This window comes from uncultured Campylobacter sp., from assembly GCF_938039205.1.
Lineage (GTDB): Bacteria > Campylobacterota > Campylobacteria > Campylobacterales > Campylobacteraceae > Campylobacter_A.
Map to the genome: position 1 here is coordinate 81,105 of NZ_CALHVM010000059.1, position 26,239 is coordinate 107,343.

The following is a 26,239-nucleotide window of genomic DNA, read 5'->3' on the forward strand; positions in this document are numbered from 1 at the left end:
GTTTTAACCTATTTCTGAGCCGTTTTTGACCGCAGCCATCGGCGCGATGAGGCACAGCGACCCGTCTTCGGCGCTAAGAATCATGCCCTCTGATATATGGCCGAAAATTTTAGCGGGTTTTAGGTTTGCCAGCACGCAGACCTGCTTGCCGACGAGATCCGCCGGAGCGTAAAATTTAGCTATGCCCGATAAAATTTGACGCGGCTGCTCTTCGCCCAGATCGATCTTAAATTTGAGTAGCTTCTCGCTGCCTTCGATATTTGAGCACTCAAGCACCGTGCCTACTTTTATGACGCATTTTTTAAAGTCGTCGATTTTTATCTTCGCGTCCGATTTTTCTTGCGGCACAGGGGCGGTTTTGGCAGGTTCGCTCACGCTCGGCACCGCAGTCGCCATCAGCTCTTTTTCGATTTTTGGGAAAAGCGGCTGCGTTTTTTGCGCTTTAAAGTCTAAAATTTCGTTGTTTAAGATTATTTTTTCATAGGTAGCCGTCGATATCTCAAAACCTAGCGTCTGCGCGATCTTTTCGCAGGTTCTTGGCATCGCGGGGCTTAGCAGGACGGCCACGCGAGCTAGCAGGTTTGCACACAGCGATACGAGCGCGTTTGCTTCGTCTTTTTTGCCGTTTTTCATTAGGTTCCACGGCTCAAATTTAGCTATGCTCGCGTTAGCAAGCGTTAGCGCTTTAAAGAGCTCCTCGAGGTAGCGGTTCGTGGCGAAACTCTCTAAATTTTTGATAGCGTTTTGCAGGTGTTCGTTGCCGCTATCTAAAACCTCGCCGTAAAATTTGCGTAAATTTTCGCCCTTTATCTCAAAGTCCGAGTACTTTTCGCTCATGCCCACTATACGGCTTAAAAGATTGCCCAGATCATTGCTAAGCTCGGAGTTTATGCGCTCGATCATCGCCTTTTGCGAGAAGTCGCCGTCCTGCCCAAACGGCACTTCGCGTAGCATAAAGTAGCGGAAATTTTCCAGTCCGTACGCGTCTGCGACCTCGCTTGGGTTGATGACGTTGCCTTTGCTTTTACTCATCTTTTCGCCGTCTCTAGTCCACCAGCCGTGAGCAGCGACGCAGCGAGGCAGTGGCAGATTAAGGCTCATCAAAAACGCAGGCCAGTACACCGCGTGAAAGCGCAAAATATCCTTGCCGACGATATGCGTAGCACCCTTCCAGTAGCGCATCTTATCGTCGCCGCGCGTGTAACCAAGCGTGCTGAGATAGTTGATGAGCGCATCCAGCCAGACGTACATCACATGCTTTGGCTCGTTTAGGCTCGCAGGCAGCTTGATGCCCCACTCAAAGCTCGTGCGCGTGATCGAGAGGTCGCGCAGACCGCCTTTTACGAAGTTCACGACCTCGTTTTTCTTGCCGCGCGGCACGATACAGTCCTCGTTCTCCTCGTACCATTTTAGCAGCGCATCTTGGTATTTTGAAAGTTTGAAAAAATAGCTCTCCTCTTTCACCAAATTCGTCGGCCTGCCGCAATCCGGACACCTCTCATCCTCTAAAAGCTGCGTCTGCGTAAAAAAGCTCTCGCAGCTAACGCAGTAGTACCCCTCGTACTCGCCCTTGTAGATGTCGCCTTTTTGATACATTTTAAGAAATGCGTTTTGCGCAGTGAGCTTGTGATAGTCGTCGGTCGTGCGGATAAAATGATCGTAGCTGATCTCAAATTTATCCCACAACTCCCTAAATTTCGCGCTTATCTCATCGGCATAGGCTTGCGGCGTGTAGCCCTTTTTTGCGGCGGCTTGCTCGATCTTTTGTCCGTGCTCGTCGGTGCCGGTCATAAAGTACGTGTCATCGCCCTTTAGCCTAGCAAATCTCGCCATCGTGTCCGCGATCACGGTCGTGTAGGCGTGTCCGATGTGCGGCACGTCGTTTACGTAATAAATTGGAGTCGTAATATAAGTCGTGTTCATATCTTTCCTTTTTAAATTTAAAAATCAAATCCGCCGCCGTCGCCTTTAGACATCGAGCTATATACGGCATCTACGTAGTTTTTGCGGGTTTTACACTCAAACATCGCCTCGCAAGCAAAGCACGAACTTAGCCCTTTTTCGCTCTGGCAAGCTTGCAAAATTTCTCTTTGGCGATCAAGCTCCAGCTCAAATTCGTCTTTTTGAGCTGCGTCTGCTGCGTGTTCGCTCATTTTGCGCTTCCGTAAAATTTATGCAGTAAATTTATCTCATCTTTGGAGCCGAAAAAGCAAGGCGTGGTTTGGTGGATTTTTTCCACTTTCATATCAAAAAGCGTTCCCGAGTATCCGTCGCTAGTCGCCCCGCCCGCGCGCTCGTAGATGAAGGCAAACGGCAGCACCTCAAATAGCGCTCTTAGCTTGCCCTTTGGCGCATCCGTCGTGGCAGGATAGCTAAATAGCCCGCCGCCTTTTAGTAAAATTTGATGCAGGTCGCTCACCATGGCGCCTGAGTATCTAAGACGGTACCCCTGCAAAAACAGCTCGCGGATAAATTTAGCGTGAGTTTCGCTCCAGCCCTTTTGCGTCGCGCCGGTGGCGTTTAGCTTGCCTTTTTGCGCGAGCGCTAGATTTTTGATAAATTTAAACTCGCCGTCCCTGCCTAGGCGGTAAAGTGCCGGAGCCGTCCCATCCTCGCAAAGCACGAGCTCCAGGCGCGGGCCGTAAACGACGTAGGCTGCGGCTTTTAGATTTTGCGGAGTTAGTTCATTTTCGTAAATGCCAAAAATCGAGCCGATGGAAAAATTTACGTCCACCAGGCTAGAGCCGTCTAGCGGATCGTATGCGACGATAAATTTCGCACTCTCGTTTAGCGCCAGCATATCCTCTTTTTCTTCGCTAACGAGCGCTTTTACGCAGGCTAAATTTGCAAACTCGGCCGTGATGATCTCGTCGCTCCTCACGTCTAGTTTTAGCTGCGTGTCGCCAGTGGCGTTGGCGTGGTCGGTGTAGCCTAGATCGGCGTATTTTATCTCTTCGCCGATTTTTACGGCGATCTTTTTAATCGTTTCGAAAATTTCGTTCATTTTAACACCTTTGCGTTTTTTAGTATCCACTCGCAGATAGCCTGCATATCGTCTAGATCGAAGTTTGGCTTATCGATCTCGTAGTCTTTTTTATAGCTTGCGATCGCGTTTGAAAAGCTAAGATAATCCTCGTTTATCTCGTCCTTAAACACGCTAATGCGCGGTAGCGGCAGGGTCTTTAGCCCCTCAACTAGTAGCAAATCAAACTCGCCAGCCATCGCTACGACGTCGTCCAAGCTCTTGCTCTCCTGCGAGAAAAAGGTCGTGCGCGTCGGACTCATGACCGCGACCTCGGCGCCTATTTGACTAAATTTGTAGCTATCCTTGCCCTCGACATCAAACCTCGCCTTGTCGCCCGGATCGTGCTTGATGATTACGACTTTTAGCCCGTCATCGATAAATTTTTTGGCAACCTTTAAAATAAGCGTAGTTTTACCGCTATTTGAAGGTCCGGAAAACGCCATCGCCGCTTTTTTCATTTTTCTCCGAATTTTTGAAATTTACGCGGATTATAGCAAATTTAGGCTTTTTAAAAGCAAAATTTATCTAAAATAGCACCAAATTTAAAGAGGTATTAAAATGAAAAAGAGCGTATTTTTTTTAAGTTTTATTTTGGCGCTAGTCGGTTGCGCGGATAAAAAGTATATCCACGAACCGCTAAAAAACGAGCTTTTGGCCTACACGAGCAAGTCTGAGATCATAGATGCCGATACGAATATCCTAATCGTAGCAACCTATCTAAACCCAATCTATAGCGAGCTAATCGACGAACAAAAAAGAGAGAAATTCGTCGTAGCCGTGCATCCCAAAGAGGTTAAAATTTTAGAGGAGAGCTTCGCGGCAAACGGTTTGCAGCGAGGCATCATGGTTAGACGCCTAGCCGCAAACGATCCGCTTTTGCAAAAAGTGAGCTTTGAGGTGCCGTGGGCGCAGTATTTCGAGGTCAGCACCCCAGATATCAAAAGCGATAAAATCAACCTTACTTTCGAAATTTATCCGTCAAAGAAGGCGTCTTTAAGCTTTCAAAAAGTGTCGAAATCGATGTACTGGAACGGAGAAGCCTTAGGTAGATAACATAGTTTGCGAGTACCTTTTTGCCGTAGTCGCGGCTCTCGGCGAAAGGTACTAGCTCCATGGATAAAAACGGCTCATACTTGCCTTCGTTAAAAAGGTCGCCTCGCTGAAGCATTTTCTTAGTAAAACCGATACCGCCGTTATACGCGTAAGCTACAAAAAGCGGGTGGTAGAGGTATTTCTCCAAATAATTTAAGTGGTGGTCCGCAAATTTTAAGGCAAGGCGCGGATCAAACATATCGTCCTGATCGAAATTTGGGATCGCAAGCTCTTTTTTGCCGATGTGATTAGCCAAAAACGGCATAAACTGCATCATACCAAGCGCATAAGAGGTCGAGATGACGGCTGGGATAAAGCGGCTTTCTTGCCTGCCGATCGCGTAAAGTAGCGCCTTTCTAGTCGCGTTTACGTCCTCTAGCTCATCTACAAACGGCATGACGAAGTAGCTATCCTTGTATCCGCTTGCCTTTTCCATCAAGTAGGCGTACTGACCTAGCGTCTCTTTGGTGTTAAAGGTTTCAGAATGCTTTGCTGCGTCCTGCGCACTCATCTCTTTTATCATTTTAAAGGTCTTTTGCCACAAAAACGGATCTTTTATGTCGTAGTCAGCTACCTTTTCTTTCGTAGGCGTCGGCGAGACGATGTTTGCGGCAGCACTTGCGCCCGTTAGTTCGTTTGCATAAAGCGTATAGATATTTACGTCGCGGCTTTGATTTAGCTTATCAAGATAGCTTCTGTCCTTGCTTAGCAGATATAGCCAAAATACGGCATTGTCCTTGCGATCTTGCCTCTCAAAGGCAGCCTCGGCTCTAGTAAAAAACCTAGCCGCGTCTTTTGGCGAATTTAACAAAACCGCGTTGATACCAAGCATAAAGGCGTCCTTGCCCGCGAGCTCCGTTTCTTTTATCGCTAGAAAATTTTGTCTAAATTTGGCCGATTTTTTATCGATTATCAAATCGTTTGCCAGAGCGTGAAACTCCTTTTTCGTCGCAAGCAAATTTATAAAATTTGCGTCAAATATCTTATCAAATTTATCCTTATGCGAAGACTGGTTAAAATAAACCAAAAACGCGTCCGTATCGTTAAATTTGGCAAACTCATCCTCGGGGTGCTTCTCGTTTAGCGAGCTAAGACGGCGATAAAGAAGCGGATCGGAGTCTTTAAATTTATCCGCCAGCTTTTGCCTCGTCTCCTTTTTTAGCTTCATCATAAAAGGCACTCGCAGGCGCTGTTTTTGGCAGGTTACGTTTGCGTCTAGGATATTTTTCGCGCTTACGCTATCGCAGTTTCCTTTGGTCTTTTTAGGCGGCAAAATTTCAGCCAGTTTCTTTGCTAGCACGCCCGCTCGGCGAAAGACGTCTTTATTTAAAATTTGCGCCTGTTCCTTAGTGTAGTCGCCTTCGGTTAAAAGACGGTAAAAGTAGTAATCCTTAGCAAGCCCCTTAGGTTCGTCTTTTATCTCCTCAAAGCTCTTAACTCCGCCAAACGCCGCCGCCGCAAAAATCGCGGGCAGGATAAATTTAAGCAGCGTACGCAAACATAAGCCTTACGAAAAATCTATCTATAAACTGAAGCGACAAAAGCACGATAATAGGCGCTATATCTATACCGCCAAAAACCGTCGGTATCACGCGGCGGATAGCGGCATAGACGGGCTCGGTGAGGCGGTAGAGCAGCTGTACGATAGGGTTATAGGGATCAGGGCGTACCCAGCTTATGATCGCTGCGCCTATGATGATCCACGTGTAGGCGCTGATAACGATATGCAAGATACTGCCGACTGCTTCTAAAAATACAGAAAATATCATCGTAAAATTTCCTTTAGATACGGTTTGATGAGCGGATATAGCTCGCTAAGCTCAGGGCCGTGTTCGGCGCCCGTGAGCAAAATCCTAAGCGGCATAAAAAAGCCTTTTCCTTTTAGTTCGGTCGCGTCCATTAGGGCTTTTTTTAGCTCGTTAAATTCATCAAATTCGCTCAAATTTAGCGAATTTACAGCAGCTTTTATCGCCTCGCAACCCGCCTTAAACTCATCTGGGATAAATTTGGTCGCGAAAATCGCATCGACCTTGGCCTTTATCTCGGTTATAAGGCTACTTTCTTGAGTGTAAAATCTAGCTATCGCCGCAAATTCTGGCTTTATGCCCATTAGCGCGGCTAGTCTCTCGTCGCTTGCTCTTTTTATGTGCTCGCGGTTGATGTGCTCAAGCTGCTTGACGTCAAATTTGGCCGGAGACGCCGAAACCTTCGAGATATCAAACCACTGCGCCGCCTCTTCTATCGTAAAGATCTCAACCGGAGCCTTGTAGCCTAGCGAAACGATGTAGTTTGCGATAGCTTCAGGCATAAAGCCTTGCGAGAGTAGCCATTTTACGCTGCTTTCGTTCTCGCGTTTGCTCATTTTTTTGCCCTCGACGTTTAGGATGATAGGCAGGTGAGCGTAGTTTATCTTTTGCGTGTAGCCTAGGCCCTCGCGGATGAGGTCTTGCTTTGGCGTATTGCTGACGTGATCCTCGCCGCGGATGACGAAGGTGACGCCCTCTAGCATATCATCTACCGCGCAGGCGAAGTTGTACGTCGGCGTAAAATCGGCACGCATAATCACAAAACTATCGACGTTTTCAGGCTCGAAGCTGATTTCGCCCTTTATCGCGTCTTTAAATTTCATCGTGCCTAGCGGCTTTTTCATACGCACGACGAAAGGCTTTTGGTTGTTTAGCACTTCGTTGTCGCTTAGGTGCTCGCATGTGCCGTCGTAGCGATAGGCTTCGCCTCTAGCCTTTGCGGCTTCTTTTTTGGCTTCAAGCTCGCTTTCGGTGCAAAAGCACGAAAACGCCTTTTTATCTATCAAAAGCTTTGCCGCAAATTCGCGGTGAAATTTCAAATTTTTACTTTGATAATAAAGCGTGTCCCATTTGATACCGAAAAGCTCTAAAATTTCTAAAATTTCCTTGTCTTTTCCGGGGATATTGCGCTCCTTGTCGGTATCCTCGATGCGGATGATAAAGCCGCTTTTATCCTGAAGCGAGCAGACGTAGTTTAGGATCGCAACCCTCAAATTTCCCAGATGCATATCGCCTGTCGGCGACGGCGCAAAACGATACATTTTTGCTTCCTTATTGATTTTTAGGGGCGATTATAGCATTTTAAGTATTTAACTTGGCTTTTTTATCTTTTGTGAAGCTAAAATAAATATAATTGATATCTAATTTTAAAATGCAAAGGAAAAAGATGAGTTTCATTAAGGAATTTAAAGAATTCGCGATGCGCGGCAACGTCATCGACATGGCCGTGGGCGTCGTGATCGGTGGGGCTTTTGGCAAGATCGTTAGCTCACTGGTTGGTGACGTTATCATGCCAATCGTAGGCGTACTAACCGGTGGCGTAAATTTTACGGATTTAAAATTTACGCTAAAAGACGCAGTCGGCGATACGGCTGCCGTAACCGTAAACTACGGCTCATTTATACAAACGATGGTTGATTTTACGATTATTGCGTTTTGTATTTTCTGCGTCGTTAAAGCTATAAATTCGCTCAAAAAACCAAAAGCCGAGGAACCAAAAGCCGAAGAGCCTGCGCCGATACCTGAGGACGTCGCGCTTCTAACCGAGATCAGAGATCTTTTAAAAAATAAATAAGTATAACAAATGCTAGAGCAAATCCCGTTTTTTCAGGGGCTAAACGAGGCCGAGCTAAAAAGGCTAGAAAATATCAGCATCCTAAAAAAATATAAAAAAGGTGAGTTTTTATTTATGGAGGGCGAGGAGTCAAAGTGGCTCCACCTCCTTATAAAAGGTTCTCTCAAGCTCTATAAAATAGGCCCCAAAGGCAAAGAGATTTTTATGCATCAATTTAACGGGATTAGCTTCGTAGCCGAGCTTGCCAACTTTGAAAATATCAAATTTCCGGCGACGGCGATATTTTTAACGGGCGGCGAGGTGCTAAAAATCGACTACGATAAATTTTACGCCGAGTTTTTATCAAACCCGCGCGTATCGCTACAAATAATCAAATCGCTCTCGCAAAAGTTAAAAATCGCAAGCGAGCTGATACATCAAGAACTCGTGCTAAACTCCGAGGCCAAGGTCGCAAGCTTTCTCGTTAATCACGCCGATCTTTTTAACGAGCTAAAACACATCAAAATCGCCTCCATCCTCAACATTACTCCAGAGACGTTTTCGAGGATCTTGGCGAAATTTAAAACCCAAAATCTGATCGAACTAGACGCAAATAATAAAATCGTAAATATCGCTACAAACGAGCTTTCGGAGATGTTTGAAGGCTAGAGTCGGTATTTGCAAATTTGATGCTTTTTTATTTTTGCGCATTTTTAATCGTCAAATTTCCAAGCCTCTCGCATATTGTAGTTTTATCCGCGCTATCGTAACACCGCGTAAAATTCATAAATTTATTCGTCGCAAGCCCGGCTCAAATTTAACCGATTACAAAAGCAAGGATGCATAAAATCTATAAATTTAAAAATACGATAAAATTTAAGCCGCCAGCCGCCGCATTAACAAGAAGTCACAAGAACGCAACGCGCGGTAACACCGCGACAAAGCGGGATTTTTCCTTTAAATTTGAAGGCTGGATTTTAGTTTTTCTTCTTTTTTTCCGCAGCTGCCGCTTCAGTATCTGCTAGCGAGGTGATTTCGTATTTTTGATCGATGTAGCCCATTTCTAGTAGCTTATTAAAGATTTTAGCCGTGAGAGGTCCGGCAGCCAGACCGCCGTGTCCGCCGTGCTCGATAATAACGGTAACGGCATATCTAGGCTCCTCGTAAGGCCCATAGGTCGTGACCCACGCGTGCGAGCGGCGCAGATACTCCATGTCCTCTTCTTTCATACGCTTTTTTTCAGCCTGCGAGATGCCCACGACCTGCGCGGTACCCGTTTTCGCCGCTAAAGTGAGCTTTGCCTCTTTAAAATATTTATTCGCGGTGCCTTTTTTATGATTTACGACCTCATACATCGCCTTTTGGATGTAGGGCAGCTGCTTTTTCTCAAACGGCGTGAGGATATCATCGGTAGGCTCAAATTTAACCTCCTCGCCGTTTACGCTACGTAAAAAATGCGGGACGATATTTTTCCCCGTCGCTAGTATGCCCGTATAGCGCACCACCTGCATCGGTGTCACGAGAAAATTACCCTGCCCGATCGAGGTAATGAGCGTCTCGCCCTGATACCACGGCTGAGCATATTTTTGCATCTTCCACTCGCGTCCTGGCACGATACCGACAAACTCGTTAGGCAGGTCCACTCCGCTTTTTTGCCCAAAACCCAGCCGCTCTAAAACCGGGGTTATAGCGTCGATGCCGACCTTTAAGCTGCCTTTATAAAAATAATCGTCGCAGCTCTCGCGGATGGCCGAGTTCATATCCATAAAACCGTGTCCATAGACGTTCCAGCAGCGGAAATTTCGCCCTCCAAGCTCAAACGAACCAGAGCAAAAATACCCATCGGAGCGGTTCATCTTACCGGTGTCTAAAAACGCCATCGCCACGCCCATTTTGATAACCGAGCCCGGCGGATAAAGACCGTTTACGAGTTTATTTGTAAAGGGATGATCGATACTTTTAACAAGCTCGTCCCACTTAGCCTGCGAAAGACCCGTAACAAACGGGTTTAAATCATACTCAGGGAAGCTACCGGCAGCCAGTATCGAGCCGTCTCTCACGTCCATCACGATGATAACGCCCGCGTTATCGCCGAAAATTTCCTCGATGTATTTTTGCATCTCAAGGTCGATCGTGAGCGAGATGTCCGAGCTTTGAGGATAGCTCACCGAGATCTCCTCGACCTCCTGATTTAGTGCGTTTACCTTTACCTTTCGTACGCCTTCTTGCCCCTGCAAAACGGAGTTATAAAAGCGCTCCGTGCCGCTTCTGCCCGTGTGATTGGTTAGCTTTGCGACGGGATCAGACTCGACGTCTTGCTGATTTGCGCGACCGACGTAGCCGATGATGTGCGAAGCTAGGTTATTGTAGGGATAGTGGCGCTTGGATGCCGGCTTGACCTCCAAATTTTCTCGCAGCGAGAGCTCGGCTATACGCGGTATCATCTTGTCGTAATCCATAAAATCGATAATCTGAATAAAGTCTTGATTATAAGGCGAGTCGGCCTTGACGTATTCGCGTTTTAGCTTCGTGACATTTAAGTCATCGAATAAATTTTGCAAATTTGCAAGCTCGGCGTCTAAAATCTCCACCCTCTTGCCGCTTAGATGCGGCTTTAACGCGACGGAAAAACCGAGGCGATTTACCGCCATCGGACGGCCTTTGGCGTCTAAAATCAGCCCCCTGACGGGAGCTAGATATTGCGTTTTTACCGCATTTTGCTCGGCGATCTCCTCATAAAAATCGTTTGACTTGACGCTAAGGTAATAAACTCGCACCAGCAAAAGCACCCAGACGCTAAATATGATGCCAAACACTATGCGCATCCTCATAAGCGCCCCCTAAACAAAACTACCGCCAAAACGGACTCCACGCCGACGTAGATCAGGTACTCGTAGTCAAATTTGAGTATAGGCAAATTTGCCGCGTAAGATATAAAAGAGCTCGTCGCGCACGTCCAAACATAGCCGCTGGCGACAAATCCCGCTGCCAAAAGCTCCCTTGATTTTAGCGTAACGATGAGCCAGTCGGACATAAAATGATAAAAAAGCATAAACGCAATCACCGCCGAAAACAGCGAAAACCCGTGCGCCTGCTCGGCAAAAGTGAGGTAAAACAGACAAAAATACCACTCCTTGCCAAACTCCTTGAGCGTCTTTTGTTTCTGCAAGGTTAGCGTAATCATATAGGTAAAAAATATCCCGATAAGAGGCGGCAGGTACGCAAATATAGTCGTTAGGCTCTGATAAAAAATGAGAAACGCAACCCAAACAAGCTGCTTTAAAAATCGCTTCTCTGCTCCCAGTCTTCGCATCGCCGCACTCGTTTGCATGGTTATAAATTTATAGCTAAATTTATAAACTTAGCTTTTTGGCTGCTTAAATTTGTAAATTTAGTTAGAAAATTTGATGATAAAAATGCCAAAATTTGCCTGCGGCTTTTTGATTTCATTACAGCCCCAGCGCGTTTAGATATATAAGCTCGTTTGCCTTTTCTACGCCTGTTTTTTTAAGCGCCGAAACGAAATGTGCGCCCGGATAGACCTTTAAAACCGCGCTTTTTTGGCTTTGATTTAGCTTGTCTGATTTGGTGAGGAAATTTAAAATCTTTTGATCGGGGCGTAGGAAGCTTTGCAAATAGTCGTTTACGTCTTTATCTATCTGCATATCAAACTGGCGCGAGTCGATGAGATGCACAAAAAGCTTGATGTTGGCTCTAAATTTTAGGTACTCGTCAAGATTTTTTCTCCACTGCGCATGCATGCTTTTGGCCACTTTGGCATATCCAAAGCCCGGTAAATCAACGAAGGTCAAATTTGCCCTCTCCTCGCTTAGCTCGCCTTGCTCGTTTTTGATGCCGCGCGCATACTCGACCTCGAAAAAATTTATGAGGCGCGTTTTTCCCGGCGTGGAGCTGCTTTTGGCTAGGCTTTTTTGGTTTACGAGAGTGTTTATGAGGCTACTTTTGCCCACGTTTGAGCGCCCCAGAAACGCCACTTCGCTAGAGTTTGCAGGCGGAGCTAGCGAGATGTCGGGCGCTGAAACTAGAAATTTTGCGTTTAAAACGCGGATCACTTTTTGTCCTCAACCTGGAAGATAAATTTAACCGGCTCTTTTTTGCCGCTGTTTACGTTGTATGTGCCACTGTTTTGATTGACTGTGATCTTTTCGCCGTAGACTTTTTTATCGGTTTCTATCTCGTGCAAAAAGCCGTTGCCGTTTATCGTATATAAATTCGGCGTTGGCTCGTAAATAAGCTCGCTACCGCTACCGTCGTATGTTTTATTTTTGATAAATACTCTAAATTTGGCGTTACCGGAAGCGACATATTTTAGCGGATTTCGCTTTTTGTCGAAATATATCACTACCAAATTTGCAGTGAGCGTATCCTTGCCTTTTTTAATATTTACATTGCCTTTAAATTCGCTTATTTGTTTGCCTTCGTCAGCATAAAACTCGTCCGCTGTGATCTCCACCTGCTCTGCTAAAAGCGGTAAAGCGCTAAGCGCCAAAACTAAAGCCACTTTTTTAAAACCAAAATTTATCATTTTCCGTCCTATCTTTTTCTATCTTGCTCTATCAAAGCAAAGGCCTTTTTGATATAAGCTTTTTTTAATTCAAAGTCGTAAACCAGGGCTTTGCCGACTATTTTATCCTCGTTTTTCGTTAGCGTAAAAGGCGTTTGCGTAGTAGCTACTTTTGTTGCAGTACTATAAATGACCTCTTCTGATAAAAAGGTCAAATTTTCATTATTTGCATAGCGCGCGTTACCCTGAAGTATAATTCGACCGCCGTTATAAAACGCTTTATCGGAGCTCACGTTATGCTCTTTGTTATCTTTAAAGATTTCCGCTCTAAATTTGATAAATTCGTCAAATTCCGAGTATCTATTCCACGTATCGGCTTCATATCTAGCATTTACTACAGTAGCATTCATCTCGTAGTCAGTGACTGCGTTCATCTGCATGTTTGTAGTCACTTCGCCGCCCTTTAAGAGCTCGCTATAGTAAGGCTCCTCAATCGCCAAATAAACCATCGCCACGCTAAAAATGCTGACGACTAGGTAAAAAATCCTTATAACCAACGCTTAGCCCACTCTTGCATTAAGCCCTCGCTGCGGATAAGTATCTCTATCATCTCGCGCACCGCGCCGTTGCCGCCTTTATAGTTGAGCCTCGTTCTTACTTCAAGCTCTTTGATCGCATTTTTCGGTTTAAAGCTCCATCCGACGCTTTTTAGTAGCTTGTAGTCGTTGTAATCGTCACCTATTGCTGCTGCATTTTCAAACTCGAGTCCTTCAAATTTAAGTATATGTTTTGCGGTTTCAAATTTATCGCTAATGCCTTGATAGACGTGCGTTATCTTTAGATCCTGCGCCCTTTTTTCGACGATAGGCGAGCTTCTGCCTGTGATGATCGCGACTTTTTTACCGAGCTTTAGCCAGCTCTCGATAGCGTATCCATCCTTAACGTCAAAAAATTTAAGCTCGTCGCCGTTTGGGCTATAAACGATCTTGCCGTCGGTTAGGCACCCGTCGACGTCTAAAAATATAATCTCTATCATAGCACGCCTTTCGTGCTAGGCACGCCGACTCTAGCGTTTTTGGCTAGAGCTCTTCTTAGCGCGACGGCACAGGCTTTAAAACTGGCCTCCAAAATATGATGAGAGTTTCGTCCGCGGATTTTAGCGATATGCAAGGTGATTGCGGCATTAAATGCTAGAGCCTGGAAAAACTCATTCGCTAGCTCTATGTCGAATTCGCCGACTTTCCCCTCGTTTATACTTTCATATACCAAAAACGGACGGTTTGAAAGATCAAGAGCGCAGTTTACCGCCGCCTCGTCCATCACCACCGTCGCCTCGCCAAATCTCTCCACGCCGCTAAGCGGATAAATTTGCTCGCGCAAAGCCAGTCCGATAACGATACCCACGTCCTCCACGCTATGATGGAAATCCACATGCAAATCACCCTTGCAAACAAGCTTCATATCAAAAAGCGCATGCTTGCAAAAGGCCTCAAGCATGTGGTCAAAAAATCCTATGCCCGTGCTTATCTCGGATTTGCCACTGCCGTAAATTTCAAGCTCTAGGCTGATATCCGTCTCTTTTGTCTTTCTTTGCATCTTATTCCCTCACGAAAAATGCGCCCGAGATATGCCCTGCGCTTATGAAGTCTTTTGCTTCTTCTTCGCTTCTAAAGCCGCTTATAAATACCCTGTAAATTTTACCGCCGTCAAGATCATACGACTTTATAACAGTATCATAGGCGCCGTTGCCGTATTGTCCAGCGTGCTGCCGTTTATGAGCGTTTGCGCCACTTAAATTTTTAAATGCGCCGATTTGCACCATAAAAATACCGCCGACAAAAGACTGTTGTTGCGGTTGCGCCTTAGTTTGAGTGCTCGTTTTTAGCGAGCCGCTAGGTTGTTTTGAGCTAGGCTGAGAGGATGCTACAACAGCTCCGCCGACGTTGCCGTTAAAGCCAACAACCTCTAGTAAAACGGGGGCCGTGCCGGCGTTAAATACATCAAGCTTAACCGCGCCGGTTTTTGACAAATCTATCACGCGACCTGCCACGAAAGGGCCTCGGTCGTTTATACGCACGATGATGTTTTTACCGTTTTTTATATTCGTCACGCGCACCATCGTATTCATCGGCAGAGTCTTATGTGCCGCCGTCATAGCATGCATATCGTAAGTCTCACCGTTTGACGTCTTTTTACCGTGAAAATCCGGACCGTACCAGCTGGCTATACCGCTAGCCCTATCACCGACCTTGACTACGGTCGGATAATAGGTTTTTCCGTTTATGGTATACGGGCGCATGGTTGCTTCATGTATACCTTTTGAACTGTTTATTTTGCCGCTCTTTTTTGAGCCGCCGCTAGCGGTAATCCCGCCGGAAGGCGAGGTCAAGAACGAACAGCCGCTCATAAAAAATACAAAAAATAGACTAAAAAATATAAATTTAGCCCTACTCGGTTGCGGCAAGTTTGGCTCCAATCGAGCTGTTTGAGCTCATAAGAGTATTGGCTTCTTTTAAATCCTCAAGCGCTACGTCAAATTTCTGTGAAACTTCTCCGAGCGTATCGCCGCTTTTTACCATATACTCGGCTAGATAGTTTACGTTTTGCTCACTTGGGATAACTAGCTTTTGACTAGGCTTGATCTCGTTTGAAGCAAGTCCGTTGTACTCTTTTATGATTTTATGATTTACGCCGGTTTTTTCCGCTATAGTTAGTAGCGTATCGTTCTCTTTGGCAGTATAAATTTCAAATTTTCTATTTTGCGCTACTTCGAAATTGTCGCTAAACATTTTCTTTTTGTTTAATGGAATATAAAGATAATAAGGTTTTTCCGTAGGTGGAGTATAGACGAATTTTAGATGCATATTGTACTCTTTCATCTTTTTTAGACTAAGACCTATGCTGTCTCCTACCTCCATTAGCGTTGTACCGCCGGGGACATCTATCTTTGATAGTTCTATGCCTTTCGTTCCACTTAAGGCCTGCGTTTTAGCCAGCAAATTTTCCTGCTCTTTTGCTATATGCGCAATGACTAAAATTTTCTTGACGAAATTTTTAGTTTCTTTTGGAATATAGCTTTTTTTATCGTCTAGCAATGTTGCCAGATCGGTAGTTCCGGCTTTTTTAATACCTTCCCTTAATCTAGTGTCGCCACAGTTGTAAGCCATCATCGCAAGATACCATTTACCAAAGTCATTTTTTAGACTCTGTAGGTATTTTGTAGCTGCAACGGTAGCCGCTATCGGGTCTTTTCGCTCGTCGGTGTATTTATCGACTCTAAGACCGTAAAGTTTTGCCGTAGACTCCATAAACTGCCAAATTCCGATGGCTTTTTTGCTAGAAACTATGTGATTTGAAAAACCGGACTCCGTCATAGCAAGATATAAAAACGACTCTGGTATACCTGAGTCTTTTATAATCTTTTGAAGCATCGGGATATGTTTATAGCCGCCTTTGACGGTATCTATAAACTCTTTTCTTTTACTATCTTTAATGGAATTTTTTATAGAAGCGTAGTGAGAGCTTTGTAAAAATTTAGCATCTATGTCAAATTCTTTTAATATCATCTTTTGGGTTTGCTCTGCGTCGCTGCTAGCCGCGGTCGCAAAAAGCCACCCCGTACATGCTAGACACAGCATTATTACTCTAAAGATTTTCATTTTTCTCCTTGATTACGTGTTAAATTTCGTAAAGATTTTCTTTGCACTTTTTGTTGTTATTTCCATTACCTCTTCTTCTTTTAAATTTAAAATCTCAGCCATCTTCGTCGCAACTAATCGCGTAAATGCAGGCTCGTTTCTGCGCCCCCTAAAAGGCTCGGGCGTTAGATACGGCGCATCTGTTTCAAGTAGTAGCCTATCTCGCGGAATTTGGGGCAAAATTTGAACCAAATTCTTTGCATTCTTAAACGTCAAAACTCCGCCAATGCCAAAATAAAATTCACCCATTTTAGCAAGCTCTAAAAGCAACGGCGAAGCGTTATAGCAGTGTAAAACCGCCGCAACTAGCTTGCTTGCATACTCTTTTAGGATATTAAAACTATCTTCGTTTGCATCTCTAATATGCAAAATAACGGGCAAATTTAACTCTACGGTCATATCAAGCTGCGCTCTAAATACGCGCTTTTGTTCCGCTTTTTCAAGCTCTTTTTCGTTTTCGTCTTTGGGCAATCGGAAATAATCAAGCCCGCATTCGCCCACGGCTATACACTTTTCGTCTCGCGCAAATTTACGCAGAGCCTCTTCGTCAAATCCCGCTTTCTCATACGGATGAACTCCGACGGCAAAAAATACATTTTCAAATTCGCGGGTTATTTTAGCCGCTTTTGGTAAATCATTAATATCAGCACCCGGTATTAGCACTCCGTCAACGCCGTTTTCTCGGGCATTTGCGATAACTTTTGCGAGATCGTTATCAAAGCTTTTATCGTCCAGATGACAGTGCGTGTCTATTATCATCAGGCTATTTCCACCCTATTTCGACCGTTTTGCTTAGCCCTGTAAAGAGCCTCGTCGGCAAGCTCTAAAATCTCGTCGACGTTATAATCGCTTTTACCGAAAGTAACGCCTATGGAGACCGAAATTTTAACCGGTTCGTTTTTAATATTTATCGGATTGGCTGCTATTGCGGCTCTTAATCCGACAAAAAATTTAACCGCGTCTTCTTGCGATACGTTTTTTAATAAAACGCAAAATTCTCCGCCGCCGAATCTAGCCGCTATATCGCTGCTTTTGGTGTCGTCGATTAATTTTTTAGCCAGTAGTTTCAAAATTTTATCGCCGCTATCTTGTCCGTATTTATCGTTGATATTTTTCAGACCGTCTACGTCGATCACGGCTACGGCGTAAGGCATAGGATTTTCTTCCAAACTAGCCAAATATTCTTGCATATCGTCGTAAAAATACCTTCTATTAAATAATCCGGTTAGAAAATCTTTATTGGCGAAATTTGCGATTTTATTGATATTTTCCATATTTTCTATAGTATTATTTACGCGGCAAATAAGCTCTTCTTTTAAAAACGGCTTAGCGATAAAATCATTAGCTCCGTTTTTCAAAAATACCGCACCGCTAACGTTTTCGTTTGCGCTAGTCATCATTATAACGCCTAGTTCGTTTTTATCTTTTTGTTCCCTTAGCTCTTTTAAAACCGCCAAACCGTCTTTTACCGGCATGCCGTAATCAGAAACCACGAGTTTTATATCGGGATTATCGGCAAAATAATTCATCGCCTCCTCACCGTGAGCCGCCGTAAATACTCGAAACTGCAAATTTTGCAGTATTTTTTTTACGTCATTTCTAGTCTGCATTACGTCTTCTACTACCATGACCTTATACTGCTTGTTATTTTTTAGCCTATCTATCATATGAAATATATAATTTACGTCGCTCATATTTCCCTTATAGACGTAGTCCACGATGTCCTTGTCCATAAAAGTTTCTCTAGTCTTATCGTCCATACTACCCGTTAAAACTATAATCGGTAAGCCCTTAGACGCTACGAAATCAACTACTTCGCCATTTGGAGCATCGGGTAAATTTAAATCGAGCAAAGTTATAAAATAATCCTTAGCCTTCGTAAGAAACGCCTGAGCTTCGGCTAAGCTGTGAGCGACGTCTACTTGCATCTCGGTATTATCTTCCATCTTTTTAGCTATTAGCTTTGCTAAGGCTTTATTGTCTTCTACTATTAAAATTTTGCTTTTTTCCATAAATACCCATCTAAAAATTTTCGAGAATATACCATTACTTTTCTTTTTTCAACCTAAATTTTAAGCCAAACTTAAACAACCAAAAGCTGGCGAGCAAAATTTATCGCCTCCTCGGTGATGCGTTCGCCGCTTATCATACGGGCCAGCTCGCTTACGCGCTCATCGCCTTTTAGCTCCCTTACGATCGAAGTTTCGCCACGTTTTTCTACTAGAAAATGCGAATCGGCCTTAGAGCTTAGCTGCGGCTGATGCGAGATAGCAAAAATTTGATAAAATTCGGCCAAATTTAGCAGCACGTTTGCGATACTCATCGCCTCTTTTCCGCTTAGATTCGCATCTATTTCATCTAGGATTATGACGCCCTCGCCGCCTCCGGTGATCTTGCTTTCGCTCGCGATAAAAGCTAGTCTTAAGCGGTTTAGCTCGCCCGAGCTTAGATTTTTTAGCGCCGTCTCGTTTAGGCTCAAATTTACCTCGTCCCTGCCGGTGGCGTCTAAGGTTTTGCTATTTATCTTTAATGAAATCTCGCTCATATAAAGCTCTTTTAGAAACGAATTTATGAGCGACTCAAGCTCCTTTAAATTTGCCGCGCGAGCTTGGCTGATTTTGTCTGCCAGCGCGTTTACTGCGGTTTCGTTTTGTTTAAATTTACGCTCCAGCTCGCTCTTTTCAAAGCTTATATTTTCATATCTTGCAAGCTCTGCCTTGCGAGTTTTTAGCGTCTGCAAAGCCTCTTCCTCGCCGCCGTAGCGACGCACGAGCGAGTTTATCGCCTCGATGCGGTCTAGCACGCCCTCGATATCCACGTCTTCTAGCTCGTCCATGTTTAGATTTTCGCGCGCCACTCGCAGCTCGTTCATCGCCTCTTCAAAAAAGCTGCTATCGATATCGCTGATGTTTAGCGCGTCGGTCACGGCCTGTTCGAAATTAAAAATTTGCTCCGCCCTATTCCACGCTTCTAAAATTTTATCCTTTTTACTCAGGCGCTTTTTTAGCTCCATCAGCTCGTCAAATTCGCCGATTTTCGGGCTCACGCTTTCTATTTTATTGATTTCAAAAGAAGCAAATTCCTTTAGCTCCTCCACTTTTTTTTCTTCATCGATTATTTTTTTTAGCTCGCGAGAAATTTGGCTAAATTCATCAAATTTGAGCCTAAATTCGCTCAAAATTTCGTTAAATTTAGCATCTTTTTTCGCCTGCAAAGCATCTAGCAAATTTAAAAATCTATCGTTTTCAAATTCGTTTATTTCCTTTGCAGATAGGTATTTGACATGCTCTTTAGCGATGCTGGCTAGATTTTTTTTAGAAACGGCTTGTGAGTTTATAAAATACCGCGTCGTTTTGTCCCGAAAAAGCTTAAAGGTATTTATCTCCTCGCTCTCTAAGCCAAATTCCTCAAGGTCAAATTTATGCGAGACGTCGGCCTCGATGAGCTTTGCCTCACTGTCCTTTAGCCCCAAAACCGCCATTATCGAGCCCATCAGGACTGATTTGCCAGCACCGCTCACGCCTGTAAAGACGCTAAGCCCGCGCCCGAAATTTAACTCGACGTTTTCAAAACTCAAATTTTGCTTTATCAAAATCCGCTCAATCATTATAACCCCAATGCAGCTTTTCTTTTAAAATTTGAAAATAATCTCTCCCGACGTGGCGGATTAGTCGCGCCGTGCTCGCGCTTAGCGTCATGCTCACGCTCTCTAGCTCGCCCATTTTGTACCGCTCCTGCCCGTCGATAACCAGCACCGCCGCGCTCGCGGTTTTAAATTTGATCTCAAATCCGCGCGGAAGCACTACTGGGCGCTGCGTGAGCGAGTGCGAACAAACGGGCGTCACCAAAAACACCTCGCTCAAAGGATATGTTATCGCTCCGCCAGCGCTCATGTTGTATCCGGTTGATCCAACGGGCGTAGAGACGATGACGCCGTCGCCAAAATACGCATTAAAATATTTTTCGTTCCAAAAGGCCTCCACATGCGTCATAGAACCTACCTTTTCGCCCACGATTACCGCATCGTTAAATGCGATTTTGTGTAAAATTTCGCCGCTTTTTTTGTGCAAAAAAACATCAAGCATAAAAGGGGTCTCAACCTCAAATTTGCCTTCAAAAAACTCGGCGAAAAATTTCTCGCATTCATTCATCGTGATATCGGTCAAAAATCCAAGCCTGCCCGCGTGGATGCCTAGCACGAAGGGCGAAATCTCGGCCGCGTTTCTGCAAAGTGAGATGATCGTGCCGTCGCCTCCGAGCGAAATCAAAAAATCGCACTCATGCGCTAGCTCGCAAACCTCAAATCCTTGTAAATTTGAGCCCTCTTTTAAATTTAAATGTTTAGCCGCCGCGTTTTCAAACAAAATTTGAACGCCGTAACGAGCTAAAATCTCACGCAGGATTCGCGCGTTTTTAACTAAATTTCCATTGATTTTCGCGACTAGGCCGACTTTTTTTACCTTAGTCGGAAGTAATAAATTCTCTTTTTTCATAGAGCGGATTTTATCACATTTTGTTTTAAAAAAGCTGGGAAAAAGCAAATTTCTAGTATAATGGGCGCGTTAAAAACAGCAAAAGGAGTGAAAATGCGTAGCCATTACTGCACTGATTTAAGCAGTGCCGACATAGGCAAAGAAGTTACGCTTTGCGGTTGGGTAAACACCTACCGCGACCACGGCGGCGTTATATTTTTGGACCTGCGCGATCGCACGGGACTGATCCAGATCGTCTGCGATCCGGCAGATAGCAAGAGCTCTCACGAGGCCGCGTCGCACGTTCGCGACGAGTACGTGCTAAGGATAAAAGGCAAGGTCCGCGCTCGCGGCGAAGGCCTGGTAAATCCGCGCCTAAAAACGGGCGAGATCGAAGTAATCGCTAGCGAAGTGATCGTCGAAAACCCGAGCGAGGCGCTACCTTTCGTCATCGGCGACGAGAGCGTAAACGAGGACATCAGACTAAAATATAGATTTTTGGACCTTAGAAACGAAAAACTTCAAAATATCTTTAAAATGCGCTCAAAAGCGGCGATCGCAGCTAGAAACAGCCTAGATAAAATGGGCTTTATCGAGTTTGAAACGCCGATTTTAACGCGCGCAACGCCTGAAGGCGCAAGAGACTATCTAGTGCCTAGCCGCGTATATCCGGGCCAGTTTTATGCCCTGCCGCAAAGCCCACAGCTTTTTAAACAGCTTTTGATGTGCTCTGGCTTTGATAAATATTTCCAAATCGCAAAATGCTTCCGCGACGAGGACTTGCGCGCCGATAGACAGCCGGAATTTACGCAGATAGATATTGAGATGAGCTTCATCGAACAAGAAGATATCCTAAATATGGCCGAAAATATGCTAAAAGACGTATTTGCCGCATGCGGATACGATATCCAAATACCTTTCCGACGCATGAGCTACAAAGAGGCGACCGAGTGCTACGGCAGCGACAAACCAGATCTGCGCTATGATCTAAAGATGATCGACGTTGTCGACATTTTCGCGCGCTCTAGCAATGAAATATTTAGCAAAATCGCAAGCGAGCCTAAGAAAAACCGCATCAAAGCGCTAAAAGTGCCAAACGGCGATAATATCTTTAGCAAGCGCGAGATGAACCGTTTTGAGGAATTCGTCCGCAAATTCGGCGCTCAGGGCCTTGGCTACTTCCAGATGAAAGAGGACGGGCTAAAAGGACCGCTTTGCAAGTTTTTCGAGCAAAGCGACCTTGACGAGATCGTCGCTCGCTGCGAGCTAAAAGTCGGCGACGTCGTATTTTTCGGCGCCGGCAAGAAAAAAGTCGTGCTTGACTACATGGGTCGATTTAGGATTTTCCTCGCCGAACAAATGGGTATCATCGACCAAAACAAAATGGAGTTTTTATGGGTGCTTGACTTCCCGATGTTTGAGCAAAACGACGACGGCAGCTACTCAGCTATGCACCATCCGTTTACCATGCCTAAAAACATCGACGAGCCCGATCTCGAGGATATCCTATCGGTCGCTCACGACGTCGTGCTTAACGGCTACGAGCTTGGCGGCGGCAGCGTGAGGATACACAAAAACGATGTTCAGCAAAAGGTATTTAAACTGCTTGGTATCGACGAGGCTGAGCAACGCGAGAAATTCGGCTTCTTGCTCGACGCATTAAGCTTCGGCGCGCCTCCTCACGGCGGTATAGCGATCGGCTTTGACAGGCTAAATATGCTAGTAAACAAAACCAGCTCGATCCGCGACGTCATCGCCTTCCCTAAAACCCAGCGCGCTCAGTGCCCACTAACGAAAGCGCCGAGCGAAGCTAGCGGTGAGCAGCTAAGAGAGCTGGGACTAAGGCTGCGAGAAAAAGAAAAATAAGTATGAAGCATCGTCTCGCCGCGCTATACGTCGTTGGTTTTAAAATTTTACGCTCCGCAGGCTACACGCCTAGCGCACGCTTAAATTTTAAAACCGCCTAGTCTAGCTTGGCGATACTTCCGCTACAAATTTATTGAATTTTATTTTTTATTTTAAAGAAAAGGCGAAGTATTTTTCGCTTAGACGAGGCGGATTTTAATTTTTAATGCAGATAGAACACGTAGTTCATCGAGCTTAAAATTTAAAATCGAGCGAAGTATAAGCAGAAAAAGGCAAGCCGTTTAAAGGAAAATTTATGAAAAAACTATTTTTAATCATCGGCGCTCCAGGCTCCGGCAAAACCACCGATGCGTCATTAATCGCACAAGAGGACGCCAAATTTGCGCACTTCTCAACGGGCGATCTACTACGCGCAGAGGTTGCCAGCGGCTCAGAGCTAGGCAAGCTAATCGACGGTTTCATCTCAAAAGGCAACCTGGTCCCGCTTGACGTCGTCGTAAACGCGATAGTTTCGGCGATCAAAAGCTCGGACAAATCAAACGTCATCATCGACGGCTATCCACGTAGCGTCGAGCAGATGACCGAGCTAGACAAGGTGCTAGCTGCGCAAAACGAGATCGCACTAAAAGGCGTGATCGAAGTGGACGTTAGCGAAGCCGTCGCACGCGAGAGAGTACTCGGACGAGCACGCGGAGCCGACGACAACAACGAAGTCTTCAACAATCGCATTAAAGTTTATCTAGAACCGATCGAGGCTATACGCAAATTTTATAAAGAAAAAGGTCTGCTTCACGTCGTAAACGGCGAGCGTGCGATCGAGCCTATCGTGGCCGACGTCAAAGCCCTCGTAAATAGCCTATAAATATTAAATTTAGAGCCTCAAGCCAGGCTCTAAATTTAAGCTTCCCATAAATACAAATTAACAAATAATTCACGAAATATCATTAAAATCCGCACTATGATTTCACGAAAATCACATCAAATTTTAAAGGATACGTAATGTTTAAGAAAATAGTTTTATCAGCGGCTCTTGCTAGTGCGATGTTTGCAGCAGGCGGATTTACTGGCTCAAGCGCACAAAACGCAGCAAATCAAGGCGGCTTCGTCGGCAAAGGCCCCTTGAGCGCAAGCACGGTAAAGCAAGCCCTAGCGCTACCCGATGACGCTCCGCGTCGTGCTTGAAGGCAAGATCGTATCCGAGTTTCGCCCTGAGCACTATCAGTTCGTCGATAAAAACGGCGACACGATCGAAGTTGAGATCAATCACAAGGACTGGAGAGGCGTAACCGACGATGAAAATACGCCCGTGCGCATCTACGGCGAGGTCGATAAAGATTTTATGAAAACCTCTATCGACGTAAAAAGTATCGAAATAATCAAATAATTCTAGGGGCGGTTCGCCGCCTTAAATTTTCCCCAAATTTTAATTCCCCAAAATTTACAAATTTTACTTGGCTCAAGATAAGCTAAGCGGATTCTCTCTTATCATCTTTAGTAAAATATGATAGAAAGTTTTTGTATCTTTACTGTTATTAAATCTAAATTCAGATTCCTTTAGGTGCAACAGAAAATTCTCTTTCTTTATTCCTTTAAATTTAGCTAGTCTATGTTTAGCATATCCCCATCTGCTTACAGTAGCAAGACGAAGTCGCAGCTAAAAGTTTTCTATGCCATTTATATGGTTTTTACCATTAGCGTCTTGCAAAGTAGCAAGCGTAGCGTAGCTTAAAATTCATTCTTTGAGTATTTTACTCTGTAGTGAGCTTTGGCTCCATAATCTACTAATCCATCATAAGCCTTCCAACAATCAGAGTAAATTACACTCTCGTCCAGATCGCTAAACTCCGACAGTATCGGTATCAGTTAACTTGCGGAGCAGTTTTTAACTATCTGGGTATAGACCTTACCGTCACACTTTAGCATTCCGTCTGTTTACAGCTACGAGCGTAGCGAAATAGAAATACCGGTTGCTTTCCGTTTGCTCCTCTACCTCTCTTACCTCTTACTCTCTTAGCTCCGTTCTGCTCTACTTCACTACGCTTGTAGCTTTTCAAGACGCAGTTACGAGCAAAGCGAAGTAAAAGTAACTTTCGTCTATTTCAAAGCGGAGCTTCTAGGCGAGCTTGCGAGCTGGAAATTTCACCTGAAAACTTGTATGATACACCCTACAAAACACCCCGAGCTTATCCAAAGCTGGTTTCTCAAATAAAAGTTTAATATCTCGGCTTGTTTCGGTTAAAATGTTTCCGCTAGTTCCCTGTTGAAAACTTAGATATCTTTTCACACTCTTGAGACATCAAAACTCTAATGCTTTTTAGAGTCTTATAAATGGAAATTCTATAAATCCCGGTTAAATTTGCTATTTTAGTAGCCTCTATATCCTCTGCAAAGTACTTGAGAATTTCTCTAAATTTCTTTTCTGAAATTCGGGAACGGATTATATACTTATTTTTTATCAATAGGATCATAGTTAAAAACTCCTTTGAAAGTTTTTAACTTATATTGGGCCTTTTACTTTTTAGCATCAAATTTACCGCCGTAATGCCCATCAAATTTTAGCCTGCCCTGATTCTCGTTTTACTCCAAATTTAGCCGAGATTTTATATAATCTCTTACTCAAATTTCAAGGCAAGTATCTCAAAGCGTTTTGCTACAAAACGCCGCGTGATAGGAGCTTTACAAAGGATTAAAATGGACGTTTCAAAAATCAAAGCAGGCTCAAACCCGGACAAAATCAACGCCGTGATCGAGATCCCGTACGGCTCGAACATCAAATACGAAATCGACAAAGATAGCGGCGCGGTCGTAGTCGATCGCGTGCTCTACTCGGCGATGTTCTACCCGGCAAACTACGGCTTCGTGCCAAACACGCTCGCAGCAGACGGCGATCCTGCCGATATCTTGGTGCTAAACGAATACCCTCTGCAAGCAGGTAGCGTGATCCCGTGCCGCCTCATCGGCGTGCTCGTGATGGAGGATGAAGCAGGCATGGACGAGAAACTACTAGCCGTACCGGTTACCAAGATCGATCCGCGATTTGACGCGATCAAAAGCTACAAAGACCTACCTGAGGCCACGCTAAATAAGATTAAAAATTTCTTTGAAACTTATAAAATTTTAGAGCCTAACAAATGGGTCAAGGTTAAAGAATTTAAAGATGCAAACGCCGCAAAAGAGATCCTGGACGCGGCGATCAAAAACTACAAATAAGCCCCCTCGGCTTGTCGGCCGCCACCTCGTTAAACCCAAACAAGCGGCGGTAAAAATTTAATCAAAAAAGGATATAAATGGATATACTAAAGCTGCTTTTGGGCAACTCCGGCGGTATGTTAGATGCGATGTCGCAAAAAAGCGGACTGAGCACAAACGACGTAGAGGCCGTGATTTCTAAGGTCGCGCCGATTTTCATGCAAAGAGCCAACGAGAATTTTAAATCTGACGCCGATTCGTCAAATTTCCTCGAGATGATCCGCCGCTCAAACCTTGGCGAGATGGCTAACGCCCCGCAAAACATCAGCGTCGCCGAAGGCAACGAGCTGCTAGGCGTACTAACGGGCTCTAAAGAAAACAGCAGGGCTCTAGCTAGCGACGTAGGCTCGCAGCTAGGCATCAGCGCAGACTCTATCAAGACTCTACTACCGATGATCGCGCCGATGATCGCGGGCATGCTAAACAATCAGCTCAAAGCATCAAATTTGCAAGACTCTGCAGATAGCGGCTCTATGATGTCGATGCTCACGCAGTTTTTAGATCAGAACAAAGACGGCTCGATCGTAGATGATATTTTTAGGATCGCAGGCGACTTTTTCGGTAAAAAATAGGCGAATCTCGCCTATTTTAGCCGTTGGGGATTTTTATGTTTTTCTAAATTTTACGGCTTTTTATAGCTCTCTAAAAAACCGCTTCGTCTGCATTACCGCTTCTATGTGGTAGTGCGTCAAATTCTCTTCCTTTAATGAGCCCCTACTTTGCCTTTACATAT

General features: G+C 44.8%; 29 protein-coding genes and 2 pseudogenes. 9 read left to right on the forward strand and 22 right to left on the reverse strand.

Annotation, left to right across the window (positions count from 1 at the left end; translation table 11 throughout):
• Positions 1-3: 3 nt before the first annotated feature.
• The 4 genes from metG to mobB are packed head-to-tail and all read right to left on the reverse strand — an operon-like array spanning position 4 to position 3,483.
• Positions 4-1,923 (reverse strand): methionine--tRNA ligase, encoded by a 1,920-nt coding sequence (gene metG / locus Q0394_RS10210; RefSeq protein WP_298947407.1) that lies wholly within the window; start codon positions 1,921-1,923, stop codon positions 4-6.
• 17 nt (positions 1,924-1,940) lie between these two features.
• Entirely contained in the window at positions 1,941-2,153 is a 213-nt protein-coding gene (locus Q0394_RS10215; protein ID WP_298793191.1) for a hypothetical protein, read from the reverse strand.
• Positions 2,150-3,004: a class 1 fructose-bisphosphatase gene (locus Q0394_RS10220; RefSeq protein ID WP_298947409.1), complete on the reverse strand. Its 855-nt coding sequence runs from the start codon at positions 3,002-3,004 to the stop codon at positions 2,150-2,152. Before Q0394_RS10220 ends, Q0394_RS10215 begins: the two co-directional genes overlap by 4 nt.
• Positions 3,001-3,483: a molybdopterin-guanine dinucleotide biosynthesis protein B gene (gene mobB / locus Q0394_RS10225; protein WP_298947411.1), complete on the reverse strand. Its 483-nt coding sequence runs from the start codon at positions 3,481-3,483 to the stop codon at positions 3,001-3,003. Before mobB ends, Q0394_RS10220 begins: the two co-directional genes overlap by 4 nt.
• A gap of 100 nt (positions 3,484-3,583) precedes the next feature.
• Between mobB and Q0394_RS10230 the strand changes: the two genes are divergently transcribed.
• Positions 3,584-4,078, forward strand: coding sequence for a hypothetical protein (locus tag Q0394_RS10230; RefSeq protein WP_298947413.1), 495 nt, complete (start codon positions 3,584-3,586; stop codon positions 4,076-4,078).
• Here the strand turns inward: Q0394_RS10230 and Q0394_RS10235 are convergent.
• The 3 genes from Q0394_RS10235 to gltX are packed head-to-tail and all read right to left on the reverse strand — an operon-like array spanning position 3,984 to position 7,184.
• Entirely contained in the window at positions 3,984-5,615 is a 1,632-nt protein-coding gene (locus tag Q0394_RS10235; protein ID WP_298947415.1) for a lytic transglycosylase domain-containing protein, read from the reverse strand. The genes Q0394_RS10230 and Q0394_RS10235 overlap by 95 nt on opposite strands.
• The gene (locus Q0394_RS10240) at positions 5,599-5,886 is read right to left on the reverse strand and encodes a YggT family protein (RefSeq protein WP_297940707.1); all 288 of its coding nucleotides are present in this window, start codon (positions 5,884-5,886) and stop codon (positions 5,599-5,601) included. Before Q0394_RS10240 ends, Q0394_RS10235 begins: the two co-directional genes overlap by 17 nt.
• Entirely contained in the window at positions 5,883-7,184 is a 1,302-nt protein-coding gene (gltX, locus tag Q0394_RS10245; protein WP_298947416.1) for a glutamate--tRNA ligase, read from the reverse strand. The genes Q0394_RS10240 and gltX overlap by 4 nt, the downstream gene beginning before the upstream one ends.
• A gap of 125 nt (positions 7,185-7,309) precedes the next feature.
• Between gltX and mscL the strand changes: the two genes are divergently transcribed.
• Both mscL and Q0394_RS10255 read left to right on the forward strand, forming a co-directional pair.
• Positions 7,310-7,717 carry a large-conductance mechanosensitive channel protein MscL gene (gene mscL / locus Q0394_RS10250; protein ID WP_298947418.1) on the forward strand — a complete coding sequence of 136 codons (408 nt, stop codon included), beginning with the start codon at positions 7,310-7,312 and terminating at the stop codon, positions 7,715-7,717.
• Between the two features lie 9 nt (positions 7,718-7,726).
• Positions 7,727-8,365, forward strand: a complete 639-nt coding sequence (locus tag Q0394_RS10255; protein WP_298947420.1) for a Crp/Fnr family transcriptional regulator — start codon at positions 7,727-7,729, stop codon at positions 8,363-8,365.
• Between the two features lie 308 nt (positions 8,366-8,673).
• Here Q0394_RS10255 and mrdA read toward each other — a convergent pair whose 3' ends face one another.
• The 13 genes from mrdA to Q0394_RS10320 all read right to left on the reverse strand — a co-directional run bounded on the left by mrdA (position 8,674) and on the right by Q0394_RS10320 (position 20,412).
• Positions 8,674-10,527 carry a penicillin-binding protein 2 gene (mrdA, locus tag Q0394_RS10260; protein WP_298947422.1) on the reverse strand — a complete coding sequence of 618 codons (1,854 nt, stop codon included), beginning with the start codon at positions 10,525-10,527 and terminating at the stop codon, positions 8,674-8,676.
• Positions 10,524-11,009 carry a hypothetical protein gene (locus Q0394_RS10265; protein ID WP_298947424.1) on the reverse strand — a complete coding sequence of 162 codons (486 nt, stop codon included), beginning with the start codon at positions 11,007-11,009 and terminating at the stop codon, positions 10,524-10,526. Before Q0394_RS10265 ends, mrdA begins: the two co-directional genes overlap by 4 nt.
• Positions 11,010-11,145: 136 nt before the next feature.
• Positions 11,146-11,769, reverse strand: a complete 624-nt coding sequence (gene yihA / locus Q0394_RS10270) for a ribosome biogenesis GTP-binding protein YihA/YsxC (protein WP_298947426.1) — start codon at positions 11,767-11,769, stop codon at positions 11,146-11,148.
• Positions 11,766-12,242 carry a lipopolysaccharide transport periplasmic protein LptA gene (gene lptA, locus Q0394_RS10275; RefSeq protein WP_298947429.1) on the reverse strand — a complete coding sequence of 159 codons (477 nt, stop codon included), beginning with the start codon at positions 12,240-12,242 and terminating at the stop codon, positions 11,766-11,768. Before lptA ends, yihA begins: the two co-directional genes overlap by 4 nt.
• An 8-nt stretch (positions 12,243-12,250) precedes the next feature.
• Entirely contained in the window at positions 12,251-12,778 is a 528-nt protein-coding gene (gene lptC / locus Q0394_RS10280) for an LPS export ABC transporter periplasmic protein LptC (protein ID WP_298947431.1), read from the reverse strand.
• Positions 12,769-13,257, reverse strand: a complete 489-nt coding sequence (locus tag Q0394_RS10285) for an HAD hydrolase family protein (RefSeq protein WP_298947433.1) — start codon at positions 13,255-13,257, stop codon at positions 12,769-12,771. Before Q0394_RS10285 ends, lptC begins: the two co-directional genes overlap by 10 nt.
• Positions 13,254-13,817, reverse strand: coding sequence for an imidazoleglycerol-phosphate dehydratase HisB (gene hisB, locus Q0394_RS10290; protein ID WP_298947435.1), 564 nt, complete (start codon positions 13,815-13,817; stop codon positions 13,254-13,256). Before hisB ends, Q0394_RS10285 begins: the two co-directional genes overlap by 4 nt.
• A gap of 1 nt (position 13,818) precedes the next feature.
• The gene (locus Q0394_RS10295) at positions 13,819-14,685 is read right to left on the reverse strand and encodes a septal ring lytic transglycosylase RlpA family protein (protein ID WP_298947437.1); all 867 of its coding nucleotides are present in this window, start codon (positions 14,683-14,685) and stop codon (positions 13,819-13,821) included.
• Positions 14,669-15,880 carry a lytic transglycosylase domain-containing protein gene (locus tag Q0394_RS10300; RefSeq protein ID WP_298947439.1) on the reverse strand — a complete coding sequence of 404 codons (1,212 nt, stop codon included), beginning with the start codon at positions 15,878-15,880 and terminating at the stop codon, positions 14,669-14,671. The genes Q0394_RS10295 and Q0394_RS10300 overlap by 17 nt, the downstream gene beginning before the upstream one ends.
• 12 nt (positions 15,881-15,892) lie before the next feature.
• A complete protein-coding gene (locus Q0394_RS10305) occupies positions 15,893-16,678 on the reverse strand; it encodes a TatD family hydrolase (RefSeq protein ID WP_298947441.1) in 786 nt (261 codons plus the stop codon).
• A complete protein-coding gene (locus tag Q0394_RS10310) occupies positions 16,678-17,931 on the reverse strand; it encodes a diguanylate cyclase (RefSeq protein WP_298947443.1) in 1,254 nt (417 codons plus the stop codon). The genes Q0394_RS10305 and Q0394_RS10310 overlap by 1 nt, the downstream gene beginning before the upstream one ends.
• Positions 17,932-18,002: 71 nt before the next feature.
• Complete coding sequence (locus Q0394_RS10315) at positions 18,003-19,526, reverse strand: AAA family ATPase (RefSeq protein WP_298947445.1); 1,524 nt, start codon at positions 19,524-19,526, stop codon at positions 18,003-18,005.
• Entirely contained in the window at positions 19,519-20,412 is an 894-nt protein-coding gene (locus Q0394_RS10320) for an NAD(+) kinase (RefSeq protein WP_298947447.1), read from the reverse strand. The genes Q0394_RS10315 and Q0394_RS10320 overlap by 8 nt, the downstream gene beginning before the upstream one ends.
• Positions 20,413-20,505: 93 nt before the next feature.
• Here Q0394_RS10320 and aspS point away from each other — a divergent pair, with 93 nt between their 5' ends.
• The 4 genes from aspS (at position 20,506) to Q0394_RS10340 (ending at position 23,641) form a co-directional block, all read left to right on the forward strand.
• Positions 20,506-22,257, forward strand: coding sequence for an aspartate--tRNA ligase (gene aspS, locus Q0394_RS10325; protein ID WP_298947449.1), 1,752 nt, complete (start codon positions 20,506-20,508; stop codon positions 22,255-22,257).
• Between the two features lie 295 nt (positions 22,258-22,552).
• Positions 22,553-23,119, forward strand: a complete 567-nt coding sequence (locus Q0394_RS10330) for an adenylate kinase (protein WP_298947451.1) — start codon at positions 22,553-22,555, stop codon at positions 23,117-23,119.
• A gap of 137 nt (positions 23,120-23,256) precedes the next feature.
• Positions 23,257-23,439 carry a hypothetical protein gene (locus tag Q0394_RS10335; RefSeq protein ID WP_298947453.1) on the forward strand — a complete coding sequence of 61 codons (183 nt, stop codon included), beginning with the start codon at positions 23,257-23,259 and terminating at the stop codon, positions 23,437-23,439.
• Complete coding sequence (locus Q0394_RS10340; RefSeq protein ID WP_298947455.1) at positions 23,417-23,641, forward strand: NirD/YgiW/YdeI family stress tolerance protein; 225 nt, start codon at positions 23,417-23,419, stop codon at positions 23,639-23,641. The genes Q0394_RS10335 and Q0394_RS10340 overlap by 23 nt, the downstream gene beginning before the upstream one ends.
• A gap of 72 nt (positions 23,642-23,713) precedes the next feature.
• Here the strand turns inward: Q0394_RS10340 and Q0394_RS10345 are convergent.
• Positions 23,714-24,290 (reverse strand): annotated as a pseudogene (locus tag Q0394_RS10345) (transposase); the annotation flags it as partial.
• Positions 24,291-24,518: 228 nt separating this feature from the next.
• Positions 24,519-24,725, reverse strand: a pseudogene (locus Q0394_RS10350) (IS1595 family transposase); the annotation flags it as partial.
• Between the two features lie 223 nt (positions 24,726-24,948).
• On the opposite strand from Q0394_RS10350, the gene ppa reads away from it, so the two are divergent.
• Together ppa and Q0394_RS10360 are read left to right on the forward strand one after the other, a co-directional pair.
• Complete coding sequence (gene ppa / locus Q0394_RS10355) at positions 24,949-25,467, forward strand: inorganic diphosphatase (RefSeq protein WP_002948463.1); 519 nt, start codon at positions 24,949-24,951, stop codon at positions 25,465-25,467.
• A 77-nt stretch (positions 25,468-25,544) separates the two neighbouring features.
• Positions 25,545-26,078 (forward strand): DUF937 domain-containing protein, encoded by a 534-nt coding sequence (locus Q0394_RS10360; protein WP_002948457.1) that lies wholly within the window; start codon positions 25,545-25,547, stop codon positions 26,076-26,078.
• The last annotated feature ends 161 nt before the right edge of the window (positions 26,079-26,239 follow it).